Origin of the sequence: Aeromonas sp. Prich7-2, from assembly GCF_017939255.1 — a bacterium.
GTDB lineage: Bacteria > Pseudomonadota > Gammaproteobacteria > Enterobacterales > Aeromonadaceae > Aeromonas > Aeromonas caviae.
In genome coordinates this window covers 1-16,231 of the sequence record NZ_JAGKRI010000220.1, presented here as the reverse complement: position 1 = coordinate 16,231, position 16,231 = coordinate 1, and the positions used below count along the sequence as shown (strand labels likewise).

Annotated in this window: 14 protein-coding genes and 1 pseudogene; 10 read left to right on the top strand and 5 right to left on the bottom strand. The window is 64.9% G+C overall.

Going from position 1 to position 16,231, the window contains the following annotated elements; all coding sequences use genetic code 11:
• Positions 1-4 precede the first annotated feature (4 nt).
• The gene (locus tag J9892_RS21115; RefSeq protein WP_049636285.1) at positions 5-631 is read right to left on the bottom strand and encodes a glutathione S-transferase; all 627 of its coding nucleotides are present in this window, start codon (positions 629-631) and stop codon (positions 5-7) included.
• Between the two features lie 158 nt (positions 632-789).
• Here J9892_RS21115 and J9892_RS21110 point away from each other — a divergent pair, with 158 nt between their 5' ends.
• The 5 genes and pseudogenes from J9892_RS21110 (at position 790) to J9892_RS21095 (ending at position 4,598) form a co-directional block, all read left to right on the top strand.
• The gene (locus tag J9892_RS21110) at positions 790-1,434 is read left to right on the top strand and encodes a response regulator transcription factor (protein ID WP_041214700.1); all 645 of its coding nucleotides are present in this window, start codon (positions 790-792) and stop codon (positions 1,432-1,434) included.
• 30 nt (positions 1,435-1,464) lie between these two features.
• Positions 1,465-1,545: pseudogene (locus J9892_RS25225) on the top strand (DNA-binding response regulator); the annotation flags it as partial.
• A gap of 264 nt (positions 1,546-1,809) precedes the next feature.
• The gene (locus J9892_RS21105) at positions 1,810-2,391 is read left to right on the top strand and encodes a helix-turn-helix domain-containing protein (RefSeq protein WP_048208163.1); all 582 of its coding nucleotides are present in this window, start codon (positions 1,810-1,812) and stop codon (positions 2,389-2,391) included.
• A gap of 72 nt (positions 2,392-2,463) precedes the next feature.
• Positions 2,464-3,321, top strand: a complete 858-nt coding sequence (locus tag J9892_RS21100; RefSeq protein WP_210538900.1) for an alpha/beta fold hydrolase — start codon at positions 2,464-2,466, stop codon at positions 3,319-3,321.
• A 116-nt stretch (positions 3,322-3,437) separates the two neighbouring features.
• Entirely contained in the window at positions 3,438-4,598 is a 1,161-nt protein-coding gene (locus J9892_RS21095) for a patatin-like phospholipase family protein (RefSeq protein ID WP_201996187.1), read from the top strand.
• A gap of 27 nt (positions 4,599-4,625) precedes the next feature.
• Here the strand turns inward: J9892_RS21095 and J9892_RS21090 are convergent, their stop codons facing one another.
• On the bottom strand, positions 4,626-6,578 hold the full coding sequence (locus J9892_RS21090; RefSeq protein WP_210538898.1) for a monovalent cation:proton antiporter family protein: 1,953 nt from the start codon (positions 6,576-6,578) through the stop codon (positions 4,626-4,628).
• 187 nt (positions 6,579-6,765) lie between these two features.
• On the opposite strand from J9892_RS21090, the gene J9892_RS21085 reads away from it, so the two are divergent.
• Positions 6,766-7,692 (top strand): GGDEF domain-containing protein, encoded by a 927-nt coding sequence (locus J9892_RS21085; RefSeq protein WP_039039444.1) that lies wholly within the window; start codon positions 6,766-6,768, stop codon positions 7,690-7,692.
• Between the two features lie 42 nt (positions 7,693-7,734).
• Here J9892_RS21085 and tilS read toward each other — a convergent pair whose 3' ends face one another.
• Positions 7,735-9,069 carry a tRNA lysidine(34) synthetase TilS gene (tilS, locus tag J9892_RS21080; protein WP_113977723.1) on the bottom strand — a complete coding sequence of 445 codons (1,335 nt, stop codon included), beginning with the start codon at positions 9,067-9,069 and terminating at the stop codon, positions 7,735-7,737.
• 129 nt (positions 9,070-9,198) lie between these two features.
• On the opposite strand from tilS, the gene J9892_RS21075 reads away from it, so the two are divergent.
• From J9892_RS21075 to J9892_RS21060, 4 genes are all read left to right on the top strand, one after another.
• Positions 9,199-11,229, top strand: coding sequence for a M13 family metallopeptidase (locus tag J9892_RS21075; RefSeq protein ID WP_210538896.1), 2,031 nt, complete (start codon positions 9,199-9,201; stop codon positions 11,227-11,229).
• Between the two features lie 112 nt (positions 11,230-11,341).
• Positions 11,342-11,779 carry a PliI family lysozyme inhibitor of I-type lysozyme gene (locus J9892_RS21070; protein ID WP_200164400.1) on the top strand — a complete coding sequence of 146 codons (438 nt, stop codon included), beginning with the start codon at positions 11,342-11,344 and terminating at the stop codon, positions 11,777-11,779.
• A gap of 349 nt (positions 11,780-12,128) precedes the next feature.
• Positions 12,129-13,856 carry an ABC-F family ATP-binding cassette domain-containing protein gene (locus tag J9892_RS21065; RefSeq protein ID WP_171865023.1) on the top strand — a complete coding sequence of 576 codons (1,728 nt, stop codon included), beginning with the start codon at positions 12,129-12,131 and terminating at the stop codon, positions 13,854-13,856.
• A 72-nt stretch (positions 13,857-13,928) separates the two neighbouring features.
• Positions 13,929-14,465: a GNAT family N-acetyltransferase gene (locus J9892_RS21060; RefSeq protein ID WP_113069825.1), complete on the top strand. Its 537-nt coding sequence runs from the start codon at positions 13,929-13,931 to the stop codon at positions 14,463-14,465.
• Between the two features lie 260 nt (positions 14,466-14,725).
• Here the strand turns inward: J9892_RS21060 and yjeH are convergent, their stop codons facing one another.
• Complete coding sequence (yjeH, locus tag J9892_RS21055) at positions 14,726-16,006, bottom strand: L-methionine/branched-chain amino acid transporter (protein WP_041211297.1); 1,281 nt, start codon at positions 16,004-16,006, stop codon at positions 14,726-14,728.
• 86 nt (positions 16,007-16,092) lie between these two features.
• Positions 16,093-16,231 (bottom strand): transposase (locus tag J9892_RS21050; RefSeq protein WP_210537942.1); only part of this gene is annotated, 139 nt, incomplete at its 5' end.

The window sequence follows — 16,231 nt, the reverse complement described above, 5'->3', positions numbered from 1 at the left end:
CGCATCAATCAGACTGGCGGGCCGCCTTTGGCCACTGCAACCTCGCCCTGAGCAGGGTTTCCTGCCACAGGGGCCAGGCCAGCAAGGCCTGCTGATAGGCGCCAGCCTGACCGGGCAGCGAAATGCCATAGCTTGCCAGTCGATAGGCCATCACCGCATAGAAGGCATCCAGAATGCTCGCCTCGTCGAAATAGAAGGGCCCCCGCGCCTGGGACCAGAGAGTCTGCAACCGGGCCAGCTCGTCGATGACCTCCACCGGCGGTTCACTCTGGGTGGGCGCCCCCAGGAAGAAGGGCAGCAGGGTGCGGATCTGACGAAAACCGGCGTGCAGCTCGGCGCACAGGCTGCGGGCCAGGGCCCGTTCGGCCTTGTCCACCGGATAAAGGTGGCGCTCCGGGCAACACTCGTGGATATATTCGGCGATGGCCAGAGAGTCGTGAATACGCAGCTCACCGTCGTCGAGCCAGGGCACCAGGCCGGCGGGGGCCGTGCGCTTGAGCCGTTGCAGCTCCTTGGCATCTTCCAGATCGAAGACCTGCTCCTGCCACTTGAGCCCGCTCATGGCAAGCACCAGCGCCGTTCTCATTGCCCAGGTGGAGCCCGTGCCCACCGTCAAAACCAGGGATCCCATCGATTGCCTCCTGCATGGGTTGTTTACTGGCCATCCCGCCGGCCCCGTGGCACGACATCCGATGACCACCTCACATTTGCGTACTGGCGGGTTTGACCCACTTGGGTAGCAGTGCTAGTTTGATTTTTCAAAACAATCAGTTAGCAACAATGTGAGCTATGGACAGCCAATTTACCATCGTCATCGCAGATGACCACCCCCTGTTTCGGGGCGCCCTCTATCAAGCGGTGCACATGGCCATCGACGACGCCAGATTGCTGGAGGCTGACTCCATCGACAGCCTGAGCCACCTGCTCGACGAACATCCCGACGTCGACCTGCTGCTGCTGGATCTCAAGATGCCGGGGGCCAACGGCTTCGAGGGGCTGGCCTATCTGCGCGGACATCACCCGGATCTCCCCATCGTCGTGGTCTCGGCCTCCGAGGATCCCGCCATCATCCAGCAGGTGCTGCGCCTGGGCGCGCTCGGCTTCATTCCCAAGTCCGTCCCCATGAAAGAGCTGGTCAGCGCCCTCAATACGGTGATCGGGGGGGACAACTGGGTGCCGGAAGGCATCTCCCTCCATCCCGAGCCCGGCGAAGGGCCCGATTTCGCCACCAAGCTGGCCAGCCTCACCCCCCAGCAATACAAGGTGCTCATCATGTTGCGGGATGGCAGCCTCAACAAACAGATCGCCTGGGAGCTCAACGTCTCCGAGGCGACCATCAAGGCCCATATCACCGCGATTTTCCGCAAACTCGGGGTCAAGAACCGCACCCAGGCGGTCATCGCCCTCCAGCAGATGGATATCAAGGACAGTTGAGCCCCTTGCCACCATCAGAGCCCATATCACTCCGCCTTCCGCAAACTCGGGGTCAAGCACCGCACCCAGGCGGTCATCGCCCTCCAGCAGATGGATATCAAGGACAGTTGAGCACCTTGTCACCATCAGAGCCCATATCACTCCGCCTTCCGCAAACTTGGGGTCAAGCACCGCACCCAGGCAGTCATCGCCCTGCAGCAAATGGGCATCAAGGACGACTGAGCTCGTCCCCGGCTGGCTTGTATCGAGCCAGCCCCCCTCCAACAGACTCTCTGGCACCCCGCGGCAGCCGGAAACGGCCTCCCTGCACCATTTGCGGCTCGACAATTAGCACGGTCGTACTTTATGCTGCCAGCCCAGAGAGAGGAGAGCCGGATGAGCAAGGGACGTCTGACCCGCGACACCATTTTGCAGACTGCATTCGAGCAGGCGAGCCAGCAGGGGCTGGAGAGCCTCACCATAGGCTCCCTCGCAACGGCCTGCGAGATGTCAAAAAGCGGTCTATTCGCCCACTTCCAGTCCCGCGACAACCTCCAAATCGCCGTGCTCACCTATTCCGCCGAGGTATTTCGTGAGCGGGTGATCCAGCCGGTGCGCCAACAGGGGCACGCCACCCAGCAGGAGAAACTGCTCGCCCTGTTGCAGGCCTGGCTGGCCTGGAACCAGAGTTTTGCCGGCCGCTGCATGTTCCTCGATGCCTGGACCTCCGCCCAGGAGGGTGAGGTCCAGCAGGCGGCACGCGAGCTGGTCCGTTTCTGGCTCGACTACCTGGCACGCCAGGTAGTGCAGGGGCAGACCAGAGGGGAGTGGCGCAGCGATCTCGATCCCTGGCGCGCCGTCTATCGTCTCTATGGCCTCTATCTCGGGGATCAGGTGTTCCATGCCCTGGGGCTCAGCGAGGATCCGGCCCGCCACTTCTGGCCCGAGGTGGAACAATTGCTGGCCAGCTGGCGCTGACCCGACGGGCTCTTCTTTTTAAAAACCCGCAAAAAAGCACGACCGTTCGCACACAAAAGACACAGGATGACCATGAGCAGCAAGATCTATTTCAACACACGCCGCTTCAGCCCGAGCAAGTTGCTGCTGGGCCTCGGCACCCGCCTGCATCACGTGCTCGCGCCCACCCACGCCAAGCGCACCGCCAGCAAGCTGCTGCTCACCCCGCAGCGGGCGACCCGGGACGTCGCAGCCCCGGCCGGCCTGGTCGAGCAGGCCATCCACACCAGTGAAGGGACCCTGATGAGCTACCGGCTCGGGCAGGGGCCGGTCTGGCTGCTGATGCACGGCTGGTCAGGCAGTGCCAGCCAGTTCTATCCGCTGATGAGCCATATCGCCGCCCAGGGCTATACGGCCCTCGCCTACGATCACCCCGCCCACGGCCGGAGTGAAGGGAACAGGGGCCACCTGCCCCGCTTCGTGCGCGCTTTCGACGAGATCCTCGAGCGGGTCGGCCCCGTCCAGGGCGTCGTCACCCACAGCATGGGGGGCGCCGTCACCCTCAGCAGCCGTCACCCTGCCATGGATGCGTTGCCGCTGCTGCTCATCTCCCCGGTGCTCGACTACGTGCCCCAGCTCTACGGCATGGTGGCGCGCTCCGGCTACTCCATCCGGCTGTTCGATGCGGTGGTCAAGGAGATAGAACACAAATACCAGCACCCGCTCAGCACGGTTGACCCCCTTGGCCGGCTCGCCCGGCGCAGCGGCGCCGCCCTCATCGTTCACGACGAGGAAGACCGCTTCGCCCCCCACCGGGACTCCCTACGCGCGGCCCAGGATGGCAGAACCCGACTGGTGAGCACCCGGGGGCTCGGCCATGGCCGTATTCTGGCAAGCCCTCCAGCCTTCGCCGCCTTCGATCAACTGAGCCAGACGCCCTTGGCAAACTGAAAATGAAACGGGCCGCAAAAATTGAGCGTGCGGCCCATTTTATCCGGTATACAACGTCTTATAGTTGAATTGCGCGGTGGCAACCCGCCCTGGCGATCACGATAAGGCGCACCCTCATGGCCAGACCCAATACTGCTCTTCTGCTGACCGGTGGTGGTGCCCGCGCCGCCTATCAGGTCGGCGCACTCAAGGCGGTGGCCGAACTCTACCCCCGCAACATCGGCATCCCCTTCCCCATTTTGTGCGGCACCTCGGCGGGGGCTCTCAACATCACGGCGCTGGCGTGCTACGCCTCCTGCTTCCATCTGGGGGTGCGCAAGCTGGAGTGGGTCTGGCGACGTTTCGAGACCCACCACATCTTCGACTTCCACCCCTGCCAGCTGCTGTGGCGCACCCTCTATCAGGGCTCGGCCGGCCTCATCACCCCCCAGAGCAACCGTGCCTTCCACCTGTTCGACAACGCCCCCCTGCGCCGTCTGCTGGATCAGCTCATCGACTATCACCGCATCGATGACAACATCCTCTACGGCAGCCTGGAGGCCATCGCCATCACGGCCTCCGACTACGATGACGGCCTCTCCACCACCTTCTTCCAGGGGCGGGCCGAACATCAGCCCTGGGAGCGCGCCAGACGACGTGGCCTGCGAACCCTGCTCACCTCGGATCATCTGCTGGCTTCGTCGGCGCTGCCCTTTGTCTTTCCCGCCACCCCCATCGGCGATCGCGTCTACGGGGATGGTTCCATCCACCAGCTGAGTCCGCTCAGCCCCGCCATCCATCTGGGGGCGGAGCGGATCCTGCTGGTGACCCTGGACTCCCCTCACAGGGAGAACCCGACTCCCCGCCAGGGGCACCTGACCAGCTCCAACATCGCGAGCCATCTGCTCAACACCGTCTTCTCCGACACCCTCAATTCGGATCTGGAACGGCTCGGGCGCATCAACCAGACCCTTTCCCTCATTCCGGCGCGGGAGCGCAGTCGGCTGAAACTGCGCCAGGTGGAGACCTGCGTGGTCCGCCCCAGCCAGGATCTCGACCTCATCGCCCTCGAATACCTCCCACGGTTGCCGACCCAGCTGCGCCGTCTGTTGCGAGTGCTCGGGGTCAACGGCGAAGAGAGCAGCAGCCTGGCCAGCTTCCTGATGTTTGACCCCGGCTATTGCCAGCGGCTCATCAAGCTGGGATACCAGGACGCGCTGGATCACCGCCAGCGCATCGAGGCCTTCCTCGACCTGCCGGGCAGCGGGAGGCAGGAGCAGTTTCGCGAAGAGGCCTGAGGGGCCTTCTCCCATGGCAAGGAGATCCTAGCGTCCCTCCAGCAGGCGCTGCTCGGCCTGTTCCATGGCCACGGCCGTGCCGAAGAGCACCAGGGTATCTCCCACCGCCAGCACCAGCTCGCGCCTGGGATCCAGGCTGCGCTCCCCGCGATGAATCGCCTTGATGCGCACCTCTCCCAGGGCGAGATCCCGTACCCTGTGTCCCACCGCCCAGGCCTGGTCGTGCAGCAGCACGGGATGCAGCCGCTCGAGCAGTTGATCCGTCTCCAGATTGCCCGCACTCTTGCCGCCCCAGTAGAAACCGTGCAGAAAGCGATACTGGCTGCTGCGCTCGTGCTCCATGCGCCGGATCACCCGGCCGATGGGAATGTCGCAGTTGAGCAGCAGGTGGGAGACCAGCATCAGGGCTCCCTCCTGGGATTCGGGGATCACCTCGAAGGCGCCGGCCTGCTTGTAGTGTTCAAGGAAGCTGTCATCCCGGGTACGCACCAGCACCTTGATCTCCCCCGCCAGCTCCCGGATCAGCGTCAGCATGGCATCGACCCGCTTGCGATCGTCGAAGGTGATGATCACCAGCCGCGCCCGCAGCAGACCGGCCGCCAGCAGGATGTCGCGCCGACTGGCATCGCCGAACGCCACCTGCTCCCCCGCCAGCTTGGCCTCGCTCACCCGCTCGGGATCGAGATCCAGGGCCAGGAAGGGGATCTCTTCGAGCTTGAGAAAGCGGGCACAGGTTTGGCCGGTGCGTCCGAACCCGGCGATGATGACGTGCTGGTGTTTGCTCAGGCCCGACTGGGCCACCTCGGCGCGAGAGAGCAGGGCACTGTCGGTGAGGGAGTGGGCAAGTCCCAGCGCCCGCAACACCAGCCAGGGGGTGAGGGCGATGGAGATGACACCGATGCCGATGAGCAGAGAGACCAGCTGGTGATCCAGCAAGCCGTGATGACTCGCCAGCGCCAGCAGCACAAAACCGAACTCCCCGACCTGGCTCAACATGATGCCGGCGGCCATGGCGTCGCGCTTGCGCTCCCCCATCAGGCGGCCCGCCAGCAATATGAGCAGCGACTTGCACAGGATGAGCCCCGTCACACAGGCCAGCACCTGCCACCAGGCGTCCGCCACCAGCGCCCAGTCCATGGTCATGCCGATGGTAATGAAGAAGAGCCCCATCAACACGTCGCGAAACGGCTTGATGTCCACCTCGAGCTGATGACGATAGTGGGACTCCCCCAGCATCATGCCCGCCAGGAAGGCACCGAGCGCCATGGAGAGCCCCATCCACTGGGTCAGGTAGGCCGCCAGCAATGCCACCAGCAGGGCACTCAGTACGAAGAGTTCGTCTGAACGTGCGCGCGCCACCTCGAAAAACAGCATGGGCAGCAGCCACTTCCCCACTGCCAGCAGCACGGAGAGCGCAAACAACCCCTTGAGGGAGGCCCAGGCGACCTCCGCCAGCAGGGCGCTGCCCTGCACCTCAGGCTGGGCCAGGATGGGGATCATCACCAGCAGGGGCACCACGGCGAGATCCTGGAACAGCAGCACGCTCACCCCGAGCTGGGCTCGCCGGGTATGGAGCTGCTTGAGCTCGCCGAGCTGCTTGATCACCACGGCGGTGGAGGAGAGCGCCAGGGTGCCTGATACCACCAGCGCCTGGGCCAGGCTCAGCCCCCACCACCAGCCGAGCCCGAAAAACAGCAGTGAGGTGAACAGCACCTGCAGGCTGCCGACCCCCAACACCAGCTTGCGCATGGCGAGCAGACGCGGCAGGGAGAACTCGAGCCCGAGGGAGAACATCAGGAACACGATGCCAAGCTCTCCTATGGTCTGCATCATGGCCTGACCCGTGACGATGGCCACGCCGTGGGGGCCGAGCAGCATGCCGGCAAACAGATAGGCAAGGATCACCGGCTGGCCGAGGCGCCGGAAAATGGCCACCAGCACAACGGCGAAGATCAGCAGGATCAACACATCGGCGTACACCCATCCCTCTCCTTCATCTGCCCGGCACCCTCTTCCCTGCAAGCACAGCACCCGCTCCCCATATGGCACGGCACTCGCTCAGCGGCAGGAATTTCCCCTCCCGTTTCATCCCGTTAAGCCTAGCCAGCCCCCTTGTTTTTCATCGGACATATTTTAGGCACAGGGCTTGCAGGAGCCTGCGCAATGAATGGAGAGGTGTAAGGGCTGTAACGTGGAAAACACATCGTCATTGAACGGCTTCGGACATGGCATAGAGCAGTGGGTACAGCAGATGGAGCGGCTTGCGCCCTTGACCGGGCAGGACCGCTATCAGCAGATAGAGCAGTTGCTGGGGCAACGGGATCTTGACGCCCTGCTGGCAATCTTTGCCGAGCGGGTGGCAAACATTGTCCGGATCCACTCGCTCCAGTTCGACTGTGGCCAGCCCCATCCCCTCATCTCGCACCCGCCCCAGGCCAGGCTGACCCTGCATGCCTATCGCTTCGAGCTGCGGGGACGACACGAGCAGTTGCTCGGCCAGTTGCACTACGAGCTGGAGCACCCTCTGAGCGACGGCCAGAGGCGGTTGCTTGAGCAATATCATCAGCTGTTCAGTCTCCCCCTGCCCCTCTATCTGCGGCTGGATCGGCTGGAACAGCAGGTGCGGCTCGACCACCTGACCGGGCTTGGCAATCGCGCCTACTTCGACGAGGCCATCGGCCGGGCGGTGGAGCAACACAGCCGGGAACCCCACGGCCTGGTGCTGGTGCTGCTGGATCTCGACAGATTCAAGCAGGTCAATGACACCTGGGGCCACCCGGTGGGCGACCTGGTGCTAAGCCGCTTCGCCCAGTTGCTGCAGGGGTGCATTCGCGGGACGGATCAGGCGTTTCGCCTCGGCGGGGACGAGTTTGCCCTGCTGCTGCAACCCGCGGACCCCGAGGCCTGGCGCCCGGTCTGGCTGCGGTTGCAACATGTGCTCCACAGCCACAAGGAGCTCAGCGCCTTCTCGGTGGGGTGCAGCCTGGGAGCCGCCAGCTGGCAGTCGGGCATGGATGTGCAGCGCCTCTACGAGACGGCCGATACTCATCTTTACGCCCGCAAGAAAGCCGGGGGCTCCGGCCTGCCCGAATAGGGCATCACCCTTCCCCTCCCGGCCCCCTGTCACTCTGCGATGTCAATCTGCATCCGGGGTGACGGGGGGCCGCCACTCCCACGCCACCCCCTCTTCTGGCGCCAGAAATCCGTCGCAGACAAAGAGCCCGGCCACCAGTGCCACCTGTTCACCGTAGTAGAGGATGGGAATGCGCCCCCGCTGCCAGGAGGGCACCCCGTACTCTTGCAGCAGCTTCTTGAGCCGCCGGCTGCCCACCCGCCCCACCGGTTTCAGCATGACGCCAGGGGCGACCTGAAAACGCACCGAGAGCGGCTCGTCCCCCCTCGGTGTCCGCAACCCTTCGCCATCCGTTCTCCAGAGCCTGAACTGCCCGAGCCCGTCCGGCAGGGTGAGCGTCTCTTCCATCCGGATGGGCAGCACCTCCTCGCGGGGGGCGAGATCCGGCGCCACCAGGTAGAGGCGCCCCTGATAGCGGCGACACGCCAACCCTTGCAGGCTCAGCCTGGGGTTGGCGTCATCGCGCGCCAGCGCCACCTCCTGCCACAGCAGGCCCAGCAGCTCGCGGGAGGGCATCTCTCCCCCCTGACGGCGGATCCAGTGGCGCAGCAGGTTGTTGCGCCGCACGGGGGAGAGGGAGAGGAGTCCGTCAATGCGCAGCCCTTCTCCCTCACCCACCGCCTGCCAGTCCGCCTCGGCCAGCTCGCTGATGAGCGCCTCCTGCTCGGCGCACAGGGCCATGGTGCGCGCCGTCGTCCGGGCCATGGCGGGCCAGCGGTCCTTGAGCAGGGGGATGATCTGCTGGCGCAGGAAGTTGCGGTCATAGCTCGGGTCCTCGTTGCTCTCATCCTCAACCCAGCCATAAGGAAGTGACTGCGCGGCTTCCGCCAGCTCGGCCCGGCTCATGTCGAGCAAGGGGCGCAACAGATGGCCTGCGGCAAAAGGCTGGCTCGCCACCATGCCCGCCAGCCCGCGCAGACCGGCACCCCGCTTGAGCGCCAGCAGCAGGGTCTCCAGCTGATCGTCCTGATGGTGAGCGGTGAGCAGCCACTCCCCTTCCCCCAGGTGGGCGGCGAGTCGCTCATAACGCGCCGCCCGCGCCTGGGCCTCCATGCTCTCCCCGTTGCCTCGACAGAGCTGCACCCGCTCCACGATGAGGGGCACCGCCAGTTGCCGGCACACCCCTTCGCAGTGAGCCACCCAGTCGTCGGCATGTGGGCTCAGGCCGTGATGAACGTGCAGGGCGTTCAGGGCGAGGCCGTGGGCGCGGGCAAAACGGGCCGCCAGCACCAGCAAGACGGTGGAGTCGAGCCCGCCGCTGAAAGCCACCAGCAGACCGCGGGAACCTTCCGGCGCGGGCAGGGTCTGACAAAAACGAGAATAAATACGAGAAATCATAGGCTTCCCCAATACGACCAGGCCGATCTTAGCAGAGTCGGGCTTATCAAGCGCTAACCCGGCTGCTAGAGTGAATCGCTCCCTGCGTGGGCAAGGAAGCCATATAACCCGAATTGGAATAAAACCATAATGAACAACAAGAAACACATCCTGGCCACCCTCGTCGGGCTGGCCCTGCTGGCCGGTTGCAGTCAGGCACCGAACCAACCGGACAAACACTCCGGCCTTGCGCTGGCCAACATGGACACCAGCGTCAAGCCTGGTGACGACTTCTTCCGCTACGTGAACGGCCACTGGCTCGCCACTGCCAAGATCCCCGATGACAGGCCCGCCGACGGCGCCTTCTACCTGCTACGGGACAAATCCCTGGCGGACGTGCGGGTGCTGGTGGAGGGGCTGGATGGCAAGGCCGCCGCCGGCACCCCTGCCCAGCAGATCCACGACCTCTACCAGAGCTATCTGGATCAGGCCGCCCGCAACGCCAAGGGCACCACGCCCCTGCTGCCGATGCTGAGCGAGATAGAGCAGATCAGCACGCCGCAGGATCTCGCCCGCGCCTTCGCCCAGAGCGCCCGCACCGGTGGCGGCTCCCCCTTCGGTTTCTGGATAGACGCCGACGCCAAGGCCCCTGACAGCTATGCCGTCTACCTCTACCAGGCCGGCCTCGGCCTGCCGGATCGGGACTACTACCTCAAGCGCGACCCCAACAGCCAGGCGCTGCTGCACAAGTACGAGCAACACATCGCCGCCATGCTGACCCGCTTCGGTGAGACGGATGCCCAGGCCAAGGCGAAACGCATCCTGGCCCTCGAGACCAGGCTCGCCCAGATCCAGTGGGACAACGTGGCCCTGCGGGACAGAGAGAAGAACTACAACAAGGGACCGGTGAGCGAGCTGGGGCGCCTCGCCCCCGCCATCGACTGGGACGCCTACCTGGCCCAGGCCGGCCTTGCGGAGCAGCAGAGCCTGGTCATCGGCCAGCCCACCTATCTCTCGGCCCTGAACGAGGTGATGCAGCAGACCCCGGTCGCTGACTGGCAGGCCTACCTCAAGTGGCAGCTCATCACCGATTACGCCCCCTACCTCGACAGCCAGACCGATGCCCAGAATTTTGCCTTCTTCGGCACCGCCCTGAGCGGCACGCCCAAGCAGCGCGCCCCCTGGGAGCGGGCCCTCGGGGTACTGGACAACAACCTGGGGGAGGCGGTGGGCAAGCTCTATGTCGAGCGCTACTTCCCGCCAGCGGCCAAGGCCCGTATGGAGCAGCTGGTGGAGAACCTGCGCACCGCCTACGGCCAGAGCATCCAGGAGCTGGACTGGATGTCCCCGGCCACCAAGACCCAGGCCCTCGAGAAGCTCGCCAAGTTCAGACCCAAGATCGGCTACCCGGACAAATGGAAGGACTACAGCGCCATCACCATTCGCCCCGACGATCTGGTGGGCAACATGCAGCGGGCCCGCGCCTTCGAATACGCCGACAACCTGGCTCGCCTCGGCAAGCCGGTCGATCGGGACGAGTGGCACATGTCACCCCAGACGGTGAACGCCTACTACAACCCGAGCAACAACGAGATCGTCTTCCCGGCCGCCATTTTGCAGCCCCCCTTCTTCGACATGACGGCGGACGATGCGGTCAACTACGGCGCCATCGGCGGGGTGATCGGCCACGAGATGGGCCACGGTTTTGATGATCAGGGGGCCAAATCCGACGGTGACGGCGTGATGCGCGACTGGTGGACGCCGGCGGATCTCAAGGAGTTTCGCTTCCGCACCAGCCGGCTGGTGGCCCAGTACAACCGCTTCGAGCCCATCAAGGGCCAGTACGTCAACGGCCAGTTTACCCTGGGGGAGAACATCGGCGATCTCGGCGGCCTCACCATCGCCCACAAGGCCTACCTGCTCTCCCTGGATGGCAAGGAGGCCCCGGTGCTGGACGGTTTTACCGGCGAGCAGCGCTTCTTCCTCGGCTGGGCCCAGGTGTGGAAGGGCATGTATCGCCCCGAGCTGATGCAGATGCTGCTCGCCTCGGATCCCCACTCGCCGCCGGAATACCGGGTCAACGGCGTGGTACCGAACATCCCCGCCTTCTACGAGGCATTCAAGATCCAGCCCGGCGACAAGCTCTATCTGGACCCGGCCAAACGGGTCAAGATATGGTGATGACAACCCGGGCAGGGGGCGGCCGACCAGCGGCCCCCTGCCCGCTTCCGACGTGGCAGGGAAGCGTCCCCTGCCCGTCACAGACACACAAGCAGCAACAAGGGTCCTCTCCATGAAAGCCTTATTCCTTACTCTCGGCCTGCTCACCCTGCCCCTCGCCAGCCAGGCGGCGGACGGCTTCTTCAAGCAGCTGACGCTCCCCTCCGGCCAGGTGGTGACCGTCAGCGAAGGGCGCGGCGAGCCCGCCTCCACCGGCAGCTACGACGTGCGCCTCTACTCCGGCGCCAACCCCCAGTTTCCGCTGGATCAGTTCATCGACGGCAAGGTGCTGCCGCGCGATGGCAGTATCAAGGAGATCAAGTTGCTGGATCTCAACGGCGACAAGCAGCCTGAAGTCATCGTCGTGGTAGAGAGCGTCGGCAGCGGCAGCTACCTGAGCGCCGACGCCCTCACCATCAATCCCCAGGAGGGGCTGGAGAGCTTCAACCACGTGGAGGGGCTGGCCCCCAGTGACGATGTGATTGAGGCCCTCAAGACCCCCCGCGACTGACCCCCCACGCCCCGTATCACGGGGCGTTTTTTACCCCGCGCTTCCCGATGCGGTGCCCACGGCCCCCCACAGGGCGGATGGACGACTGTTTTTTTCTGTGCCTATAATCGCCGCACCCTGCCATAACGAAACACAAGGAGGTAAAAAATGGTTATCCAAGCGTGTCCGATGTTCTCGGCTCGCCTGTTCGGCACATTCAAGTGCTCTTGCCTGCATACCATCGCGCTGCGATAGCGGGTTCGAGCAAAGCCGACTCCCTTCCATACCGAGACCTTTCTCGACTCTGCCGTTGTCGCCAGCGCTCCTGATGACAGGGATTTCCCATCCCGCGATTTAAGAGAGCAAGAGCATGACAACCCTGATGAGTACCCATTCCCTGCAGATGAGTGCGGGGCACCTTCCCTTATTTGACCATCTCGAACTCGGCATTCGCGCAGGCGACCGGCTCGGCCTGATTGGCGCCAACGGCTGCGGCAAGAGCACATTGCTCGCGCTGCTGGCGGGCGAGCGCACGCCTCAGGCCGGCCGGGTCGTGCAGGCCGCCGCCTGCCGCTGCGAGTTCGTGGCCCAGCAACTGCCCGCCGGGCTTTCCACCCTCAGCACCCGCGCCGTGCTGCTGGATGCCCTGGGCAACGACCCCGCCGCCGAATGGCAGGTGGACAAGTTGCTGGCCTATCTGCAGCTGGAGGCTCAGGCCACGTTGCCGGTCAGTGCGCTGAGCGGTGGCCAGCACAGCCGGCTGCAGATAGGCCACGCCCTGCTGCGCCAACCCAACCTGCTGCTGCTCGATGAGCCCAGCAACCACCTGGACTTGCCCGCCCTGCTCTGGCTCGAGCAGTTTCTGCTGGGCTGGCGCGGCGCCTTCGTGCTGGTCTCCCACGACGCTCGCCTGCTGGACCGCGTTACGGATCAGACCCTGATCCTGCGAGATGGCCAGTTGCACCGCTTCGCCCTGCCCTGCAGCCAGGCCAGGGCGGCGCTGGCTGCCGAGGATGAGCAGGCCCGCCTGCGCCGGGCGGATGAGCAAAAGGAGATCGACCGCCTGAGCGCCAGCAGCAAGCGCCTCGCCATCTGGGGGCGGGAGCATGACAACGAGAAGCTGGTGCGCCAGGCCAAGTCCATGGAAAAGCGCATCGCCCGCCTGCAGGAGGAGCAGAGCCAGGTGGCGGCGCTGGCCCCCTGGCGGCTCGAGCTGCGCGGAGTGAGCCTGCCTGCCGACACCCTGCTGCGACTGGAGGCCCTCGACGTATCGCCGGCACCGGCACTGCCGCCGCTGCTGCGTGCCGAGGGGCTCTGGCTGCGAGCGGGGGACAGGGTTGCCCTACTCGGTGCCAACGGCACCGGCAAGTCCTCCCTGCTGCGCCAGTGCTGGCGCGAACTGACCATGCAGAGTCCGCAGGCGGGCTGGTACTGCCACCCCGGCGCCAGCATCGCCTATTACGATCAGTCCCTGCAGCAGCTGGCTGACGACGCCACCCTGAGCGACGCGCTGTACCCCCTGGCCCCTCTGCCTGAGGTGACGCGGCGACAGGCGCTGATCCGGGCGGGCTTCCCCTATGCCCGCCACGGCCAGCAGGTGCACACCCTGAGCGGGGGCGAGCGGGCACGGTTGCTGTTCCTCGCCCTGTCCCTCGGCAGCCACCACATGCTCTGGCTCGACGAACCCACCAATCACCTGGATCTGGCGGGCAAGGAGGAGCTGGCCGACGCCATTGCGGCCTTCCCCGGGGGCGTGCTGCTGGTCTCCCACGACCGGGAGCTGATCGAGCGCAGTTGCAACCGCTTCTGGCTGATACAGGACGGGCGCATCCAGGAGGCCCACAGTGCCGAGCGGGCCTATGCCGAGCTGCTGGGCGATGCCCCCTTGCCGCAGGCGGGCAGCCCGGCTCGATCAGGTGACCCGCAGACCGCGGCCGCCACGGGGGATGACGAAGAGGCGCTGCTGGCGCGCTGGTATGAGCTCGATGCCCTGCTCGCCGCCGATCTGGCCCGCAAGCCCAGGCACCAGACCCCGCGCCTGCAGCAGCAGTGGCGTGACGAGCTGGCGCGCCTTGCCGAGCGGCTCGGGTTTGCCTGACGCCAGCCCGGCTCATCCATCTCTTATGACGCAACACACGCGGCCAGCCACGGCTGGCCGCAAGGAGTCATCATGACATCAGCACCACCCCACATCAGGCTGGATCCCGTCACCGACACCGACCTGCCTCACATCTATCGCGGCCTCTCCGATCCCCGGGTCGTCGCCTACTACGGCGTCAGCTACGACAGCCTGGCGGCATGCCGGGCACAGATGGATTGGTATGCCGAGCTGACCCGTACCGGCCGTGGCGCCTGGCACCTCATTCGCGACCGGCACACGGGCGAGCCGCTGGGGGCCATCGGCTACAACGATGCCGACCCGACTCACCGGTGTGCCGAGCTGGGCTACTGGCTCTATCCCGAACACTGGGGCAAGGGGGTGATGAGCGCGGCGCTGCAACTCTGGCTCCCGCTCACTTACCGCACCACCGACCTGCACCGGCTGCTGGCGGTGGTGGAGGAGCCCAACCTCCCCTCCGCCCGCCTGCTGGAGCGGGCCGGTTTTCACTACGAGGGCACGGCGCGTGAGTGCGAGCGCAAGGGGGATGGCTTCATCTCCCTGCGCCACTACGCCATCTTGCGCAGCGACCTGCCCGCCAGCCTGTGACCCGCAACAACAAGCCCCGCACTGCGGCAATGCTGTTCAGATAAGCACTTTTTTGACTGATTATTCATAAATTGGATTTGAGTTGAGGGGGCAAGGCTGTGTCCAGTCGATCTTCCTCCAGCCTTTATCCAGCGGGGCTTGCAATAGAAAGAGGGAGGCATCATGCCTCCCTCGATTTTTTGTCCTGATACTACGTAGACTGGAACTCAAATTCTCTTAAGTGAACAGCATTGCCGCACTGCGGGGCTTTTTTTCGGGAGTTACTTGATGGCGCAGACACCCTCATCGGACGCCGAGCGGCGGCGTCTGCGCCGCCACAGGGAGAAGCCGCCATACCCCAAGCTCAGCACGACGGCATAGAGCACCTGGGTAGCGAGGGCCAGCAGCACCAGGGTGCAGAGCAGCACGCTGAGGCCCGCCAGCCCCTTGCCGGTCCCCGACAGCAAGCGCCAGCCGGCCGCCATGCAGAGCAGATAGACCAGCACGAAGTTGCCATTGGCGTAGCGGATCAGCGCATCGAGGGGCAGACGCAGCCAGAGGATCAGGGTGATGGAGACGAAACAGATGGCGAGCACCCAGGCAAGGGCATGCAGGGGAGCGCCCCGGGCCGAGAGGCGAGAGAGGGAGACCGGCAGTTTGCCCTCCCGCGCCATGCTCCAGATAAGGCGCGCAAAACCTTGCAGGTAGATGTTGATGCTGGCGAAGCAGGAGAGATAGCCCAGCACCGCCACCAGCCACTTGGCGGTGGGGCCGAACAGCAGGGAGAGCAGGGCCGGAATGGCGGTGGCATTGGTCGCCTCGTCCCCGTAGAGGTCATATTTGAGCACCACCAGCGAGTGAACCCAGTAGATGAGCCCCGCCAGCAGCACGCCCCCCAGCAGGGCAAGGGGGTAGTCCCGCTCTGGCCGCTTGAACTCCTCCCCCATGTGAGCGAAGGCCTCGAGCCCCACGAAACACCAGAACATCACCGCCAGCGCCGAGCCCATGGCGGGCCACTCGCTCGCCGTTGGCAGAGGCTGGGCGGCATCGCGCCAGCTGAGATCCCCCTTGACCCAGATAAGCAGGGTGAGCCCCAGGATAGCCAGGGCAATGAGCAGTTGCAGATTGCCGGAGGAGCGCGCTCCCCGCAGCCCCAGCAGAAAGACCCCGAGCAGGGTAAGCAGCTGGATGCCCCAGAGGGTCCACTCCCCCATGTCGAACAGGGCGTGCCAGAAACCGGCGGCGATGGTGAGGGCGGCAGGCAGGCCCACCGGCAGCACCGCCAGAAACAGGAAAGCGGAGAAGCGCTCGGCGCCGTTGCCAAAAGCGAGGCCAATCAGATGGGGGGCGCCCCCCGCGTGGGGATAACGCCGCCCAAGGCGGGCGAAGGTAAAGGCGATGGGCAGCACCAGGGCAATCAGCAGCAGCCAGGCCCACAGCGACGCCCCTCCCGCCAGCGAGGCGGCGGTGGCCGGTACCACGAAGATCCCGGTACCGAGCAGGGAGGTGGCGAGCAGCCCCATCCCCTGCCAGAGCCCGAGATCCTTTTTCAACCCAGACATATCCTGTTGTCCCGTCTAGAAAAACATCCCGCCATGTTAGGCCGCCACCACCGCTTTGTTAAGCATTTGTGCCCATAAAAAAAGGTTCATCGCGGCTTTCCGGGGAAGGCCGCCTTGATTTTCAGAAAAAAGTATTCTGAGTCCCTAAATCCATATGCCATGCGCTTTATCACTTTGATCTTGTTGTTCACCCCTTCCAGCACACTCGTGTGCATCGGGTAGTTT

What these genes read in the sequence shown, in the direction of transcription:
- J9892_RS21115 (WP_049636285.1), bottom strand. Translation starts at nt 631, where the DNA reads ATGGGATCCCTGGTTTTGACGGTGGGCACGGGCTCCACCTGGGCAATG.
- J9892_RS21110 (WP_041214700.1), top strand. Translation starts at nt 790, where the DNA reads ATGGACAGCCAATTTACCATCGTCATCGCAGATGACCACCCCCTGTTT.
- J9892_RS21105 (WP_048208163.1), top strand. Translation starts at nt 1,810, where the DNA reads ATGAGCAAGGGACGTCTGACCCGCGACACCATTTTGCAGACTGCATTC.
- J9892_RS21100 (WP_210538900.1), top strand. Translation starts at nt 2,464, where the DNA reads ATGAGCAGCAAGATCTATTTCAACACACGCCGCTTCAGCCCGAGCAAG.
- J9892_RS21095 (WP_201996187.1), top strand. Translation starts at nt 3,438, where the DNA reads ATGGCCAGACCCAATACTGCTCTTCTGCTGACCGGTGGTGGTGCCCGC.
- J9892_RS21085 (WP_039039444.1), top strand. Translation starts at nt 6,766, where the DNA reads ATGGAGAGGTGTAAGGGCTGTAACGTGGAAAACACATCGTCATTGAAC.
- tilS (WP_113977723.1), bottom strand. Translation starts at nt 9,069, where the DNA reads ATGATTTCTCGTATTTATTCTCGTTTTTGTCAGACCCTGCCCGCGCCG.
- J9892_RS21075 (WP_210538896.1), top strand. Translation starts at nt 9,199, where the DNA reads ATGAACAACAAGAAACACATCCTGGCCACCCTCGTCGGGCTGGCCCTG.
- J9892_RS21070 (WP_200164400.1), top strand. Translation starts at nt 11,342, where the DNA reads ATGAAAGCCTTATTCCTTACTCTCGGCCTGCTCACCCTGCCCCTCGCC.
- J9892_RS21065 (WP_171865023.1), top strand. Translation starts at nt 12,129, where the DNA reads ATGACAACCCTGATGAGTACCCATTCCCTGCAGATGAGTGCGGGGCAC.
- J9892_RS21060 (WP_113069825.1), top strand. Translation starts at nt 13,929, where the DNA reads ATGACATCAGCACCACCCCACATCAGGCTGGATCCCGTCACCGACACC.
- yjeH (WP_041211297.1), bottom strand. Translation starts at nt 16,006, where the DNA reads ATGTCTGGGTTGAAAAAGGATCTCGGGCTCTGGCAGGGGATGGGGCTG.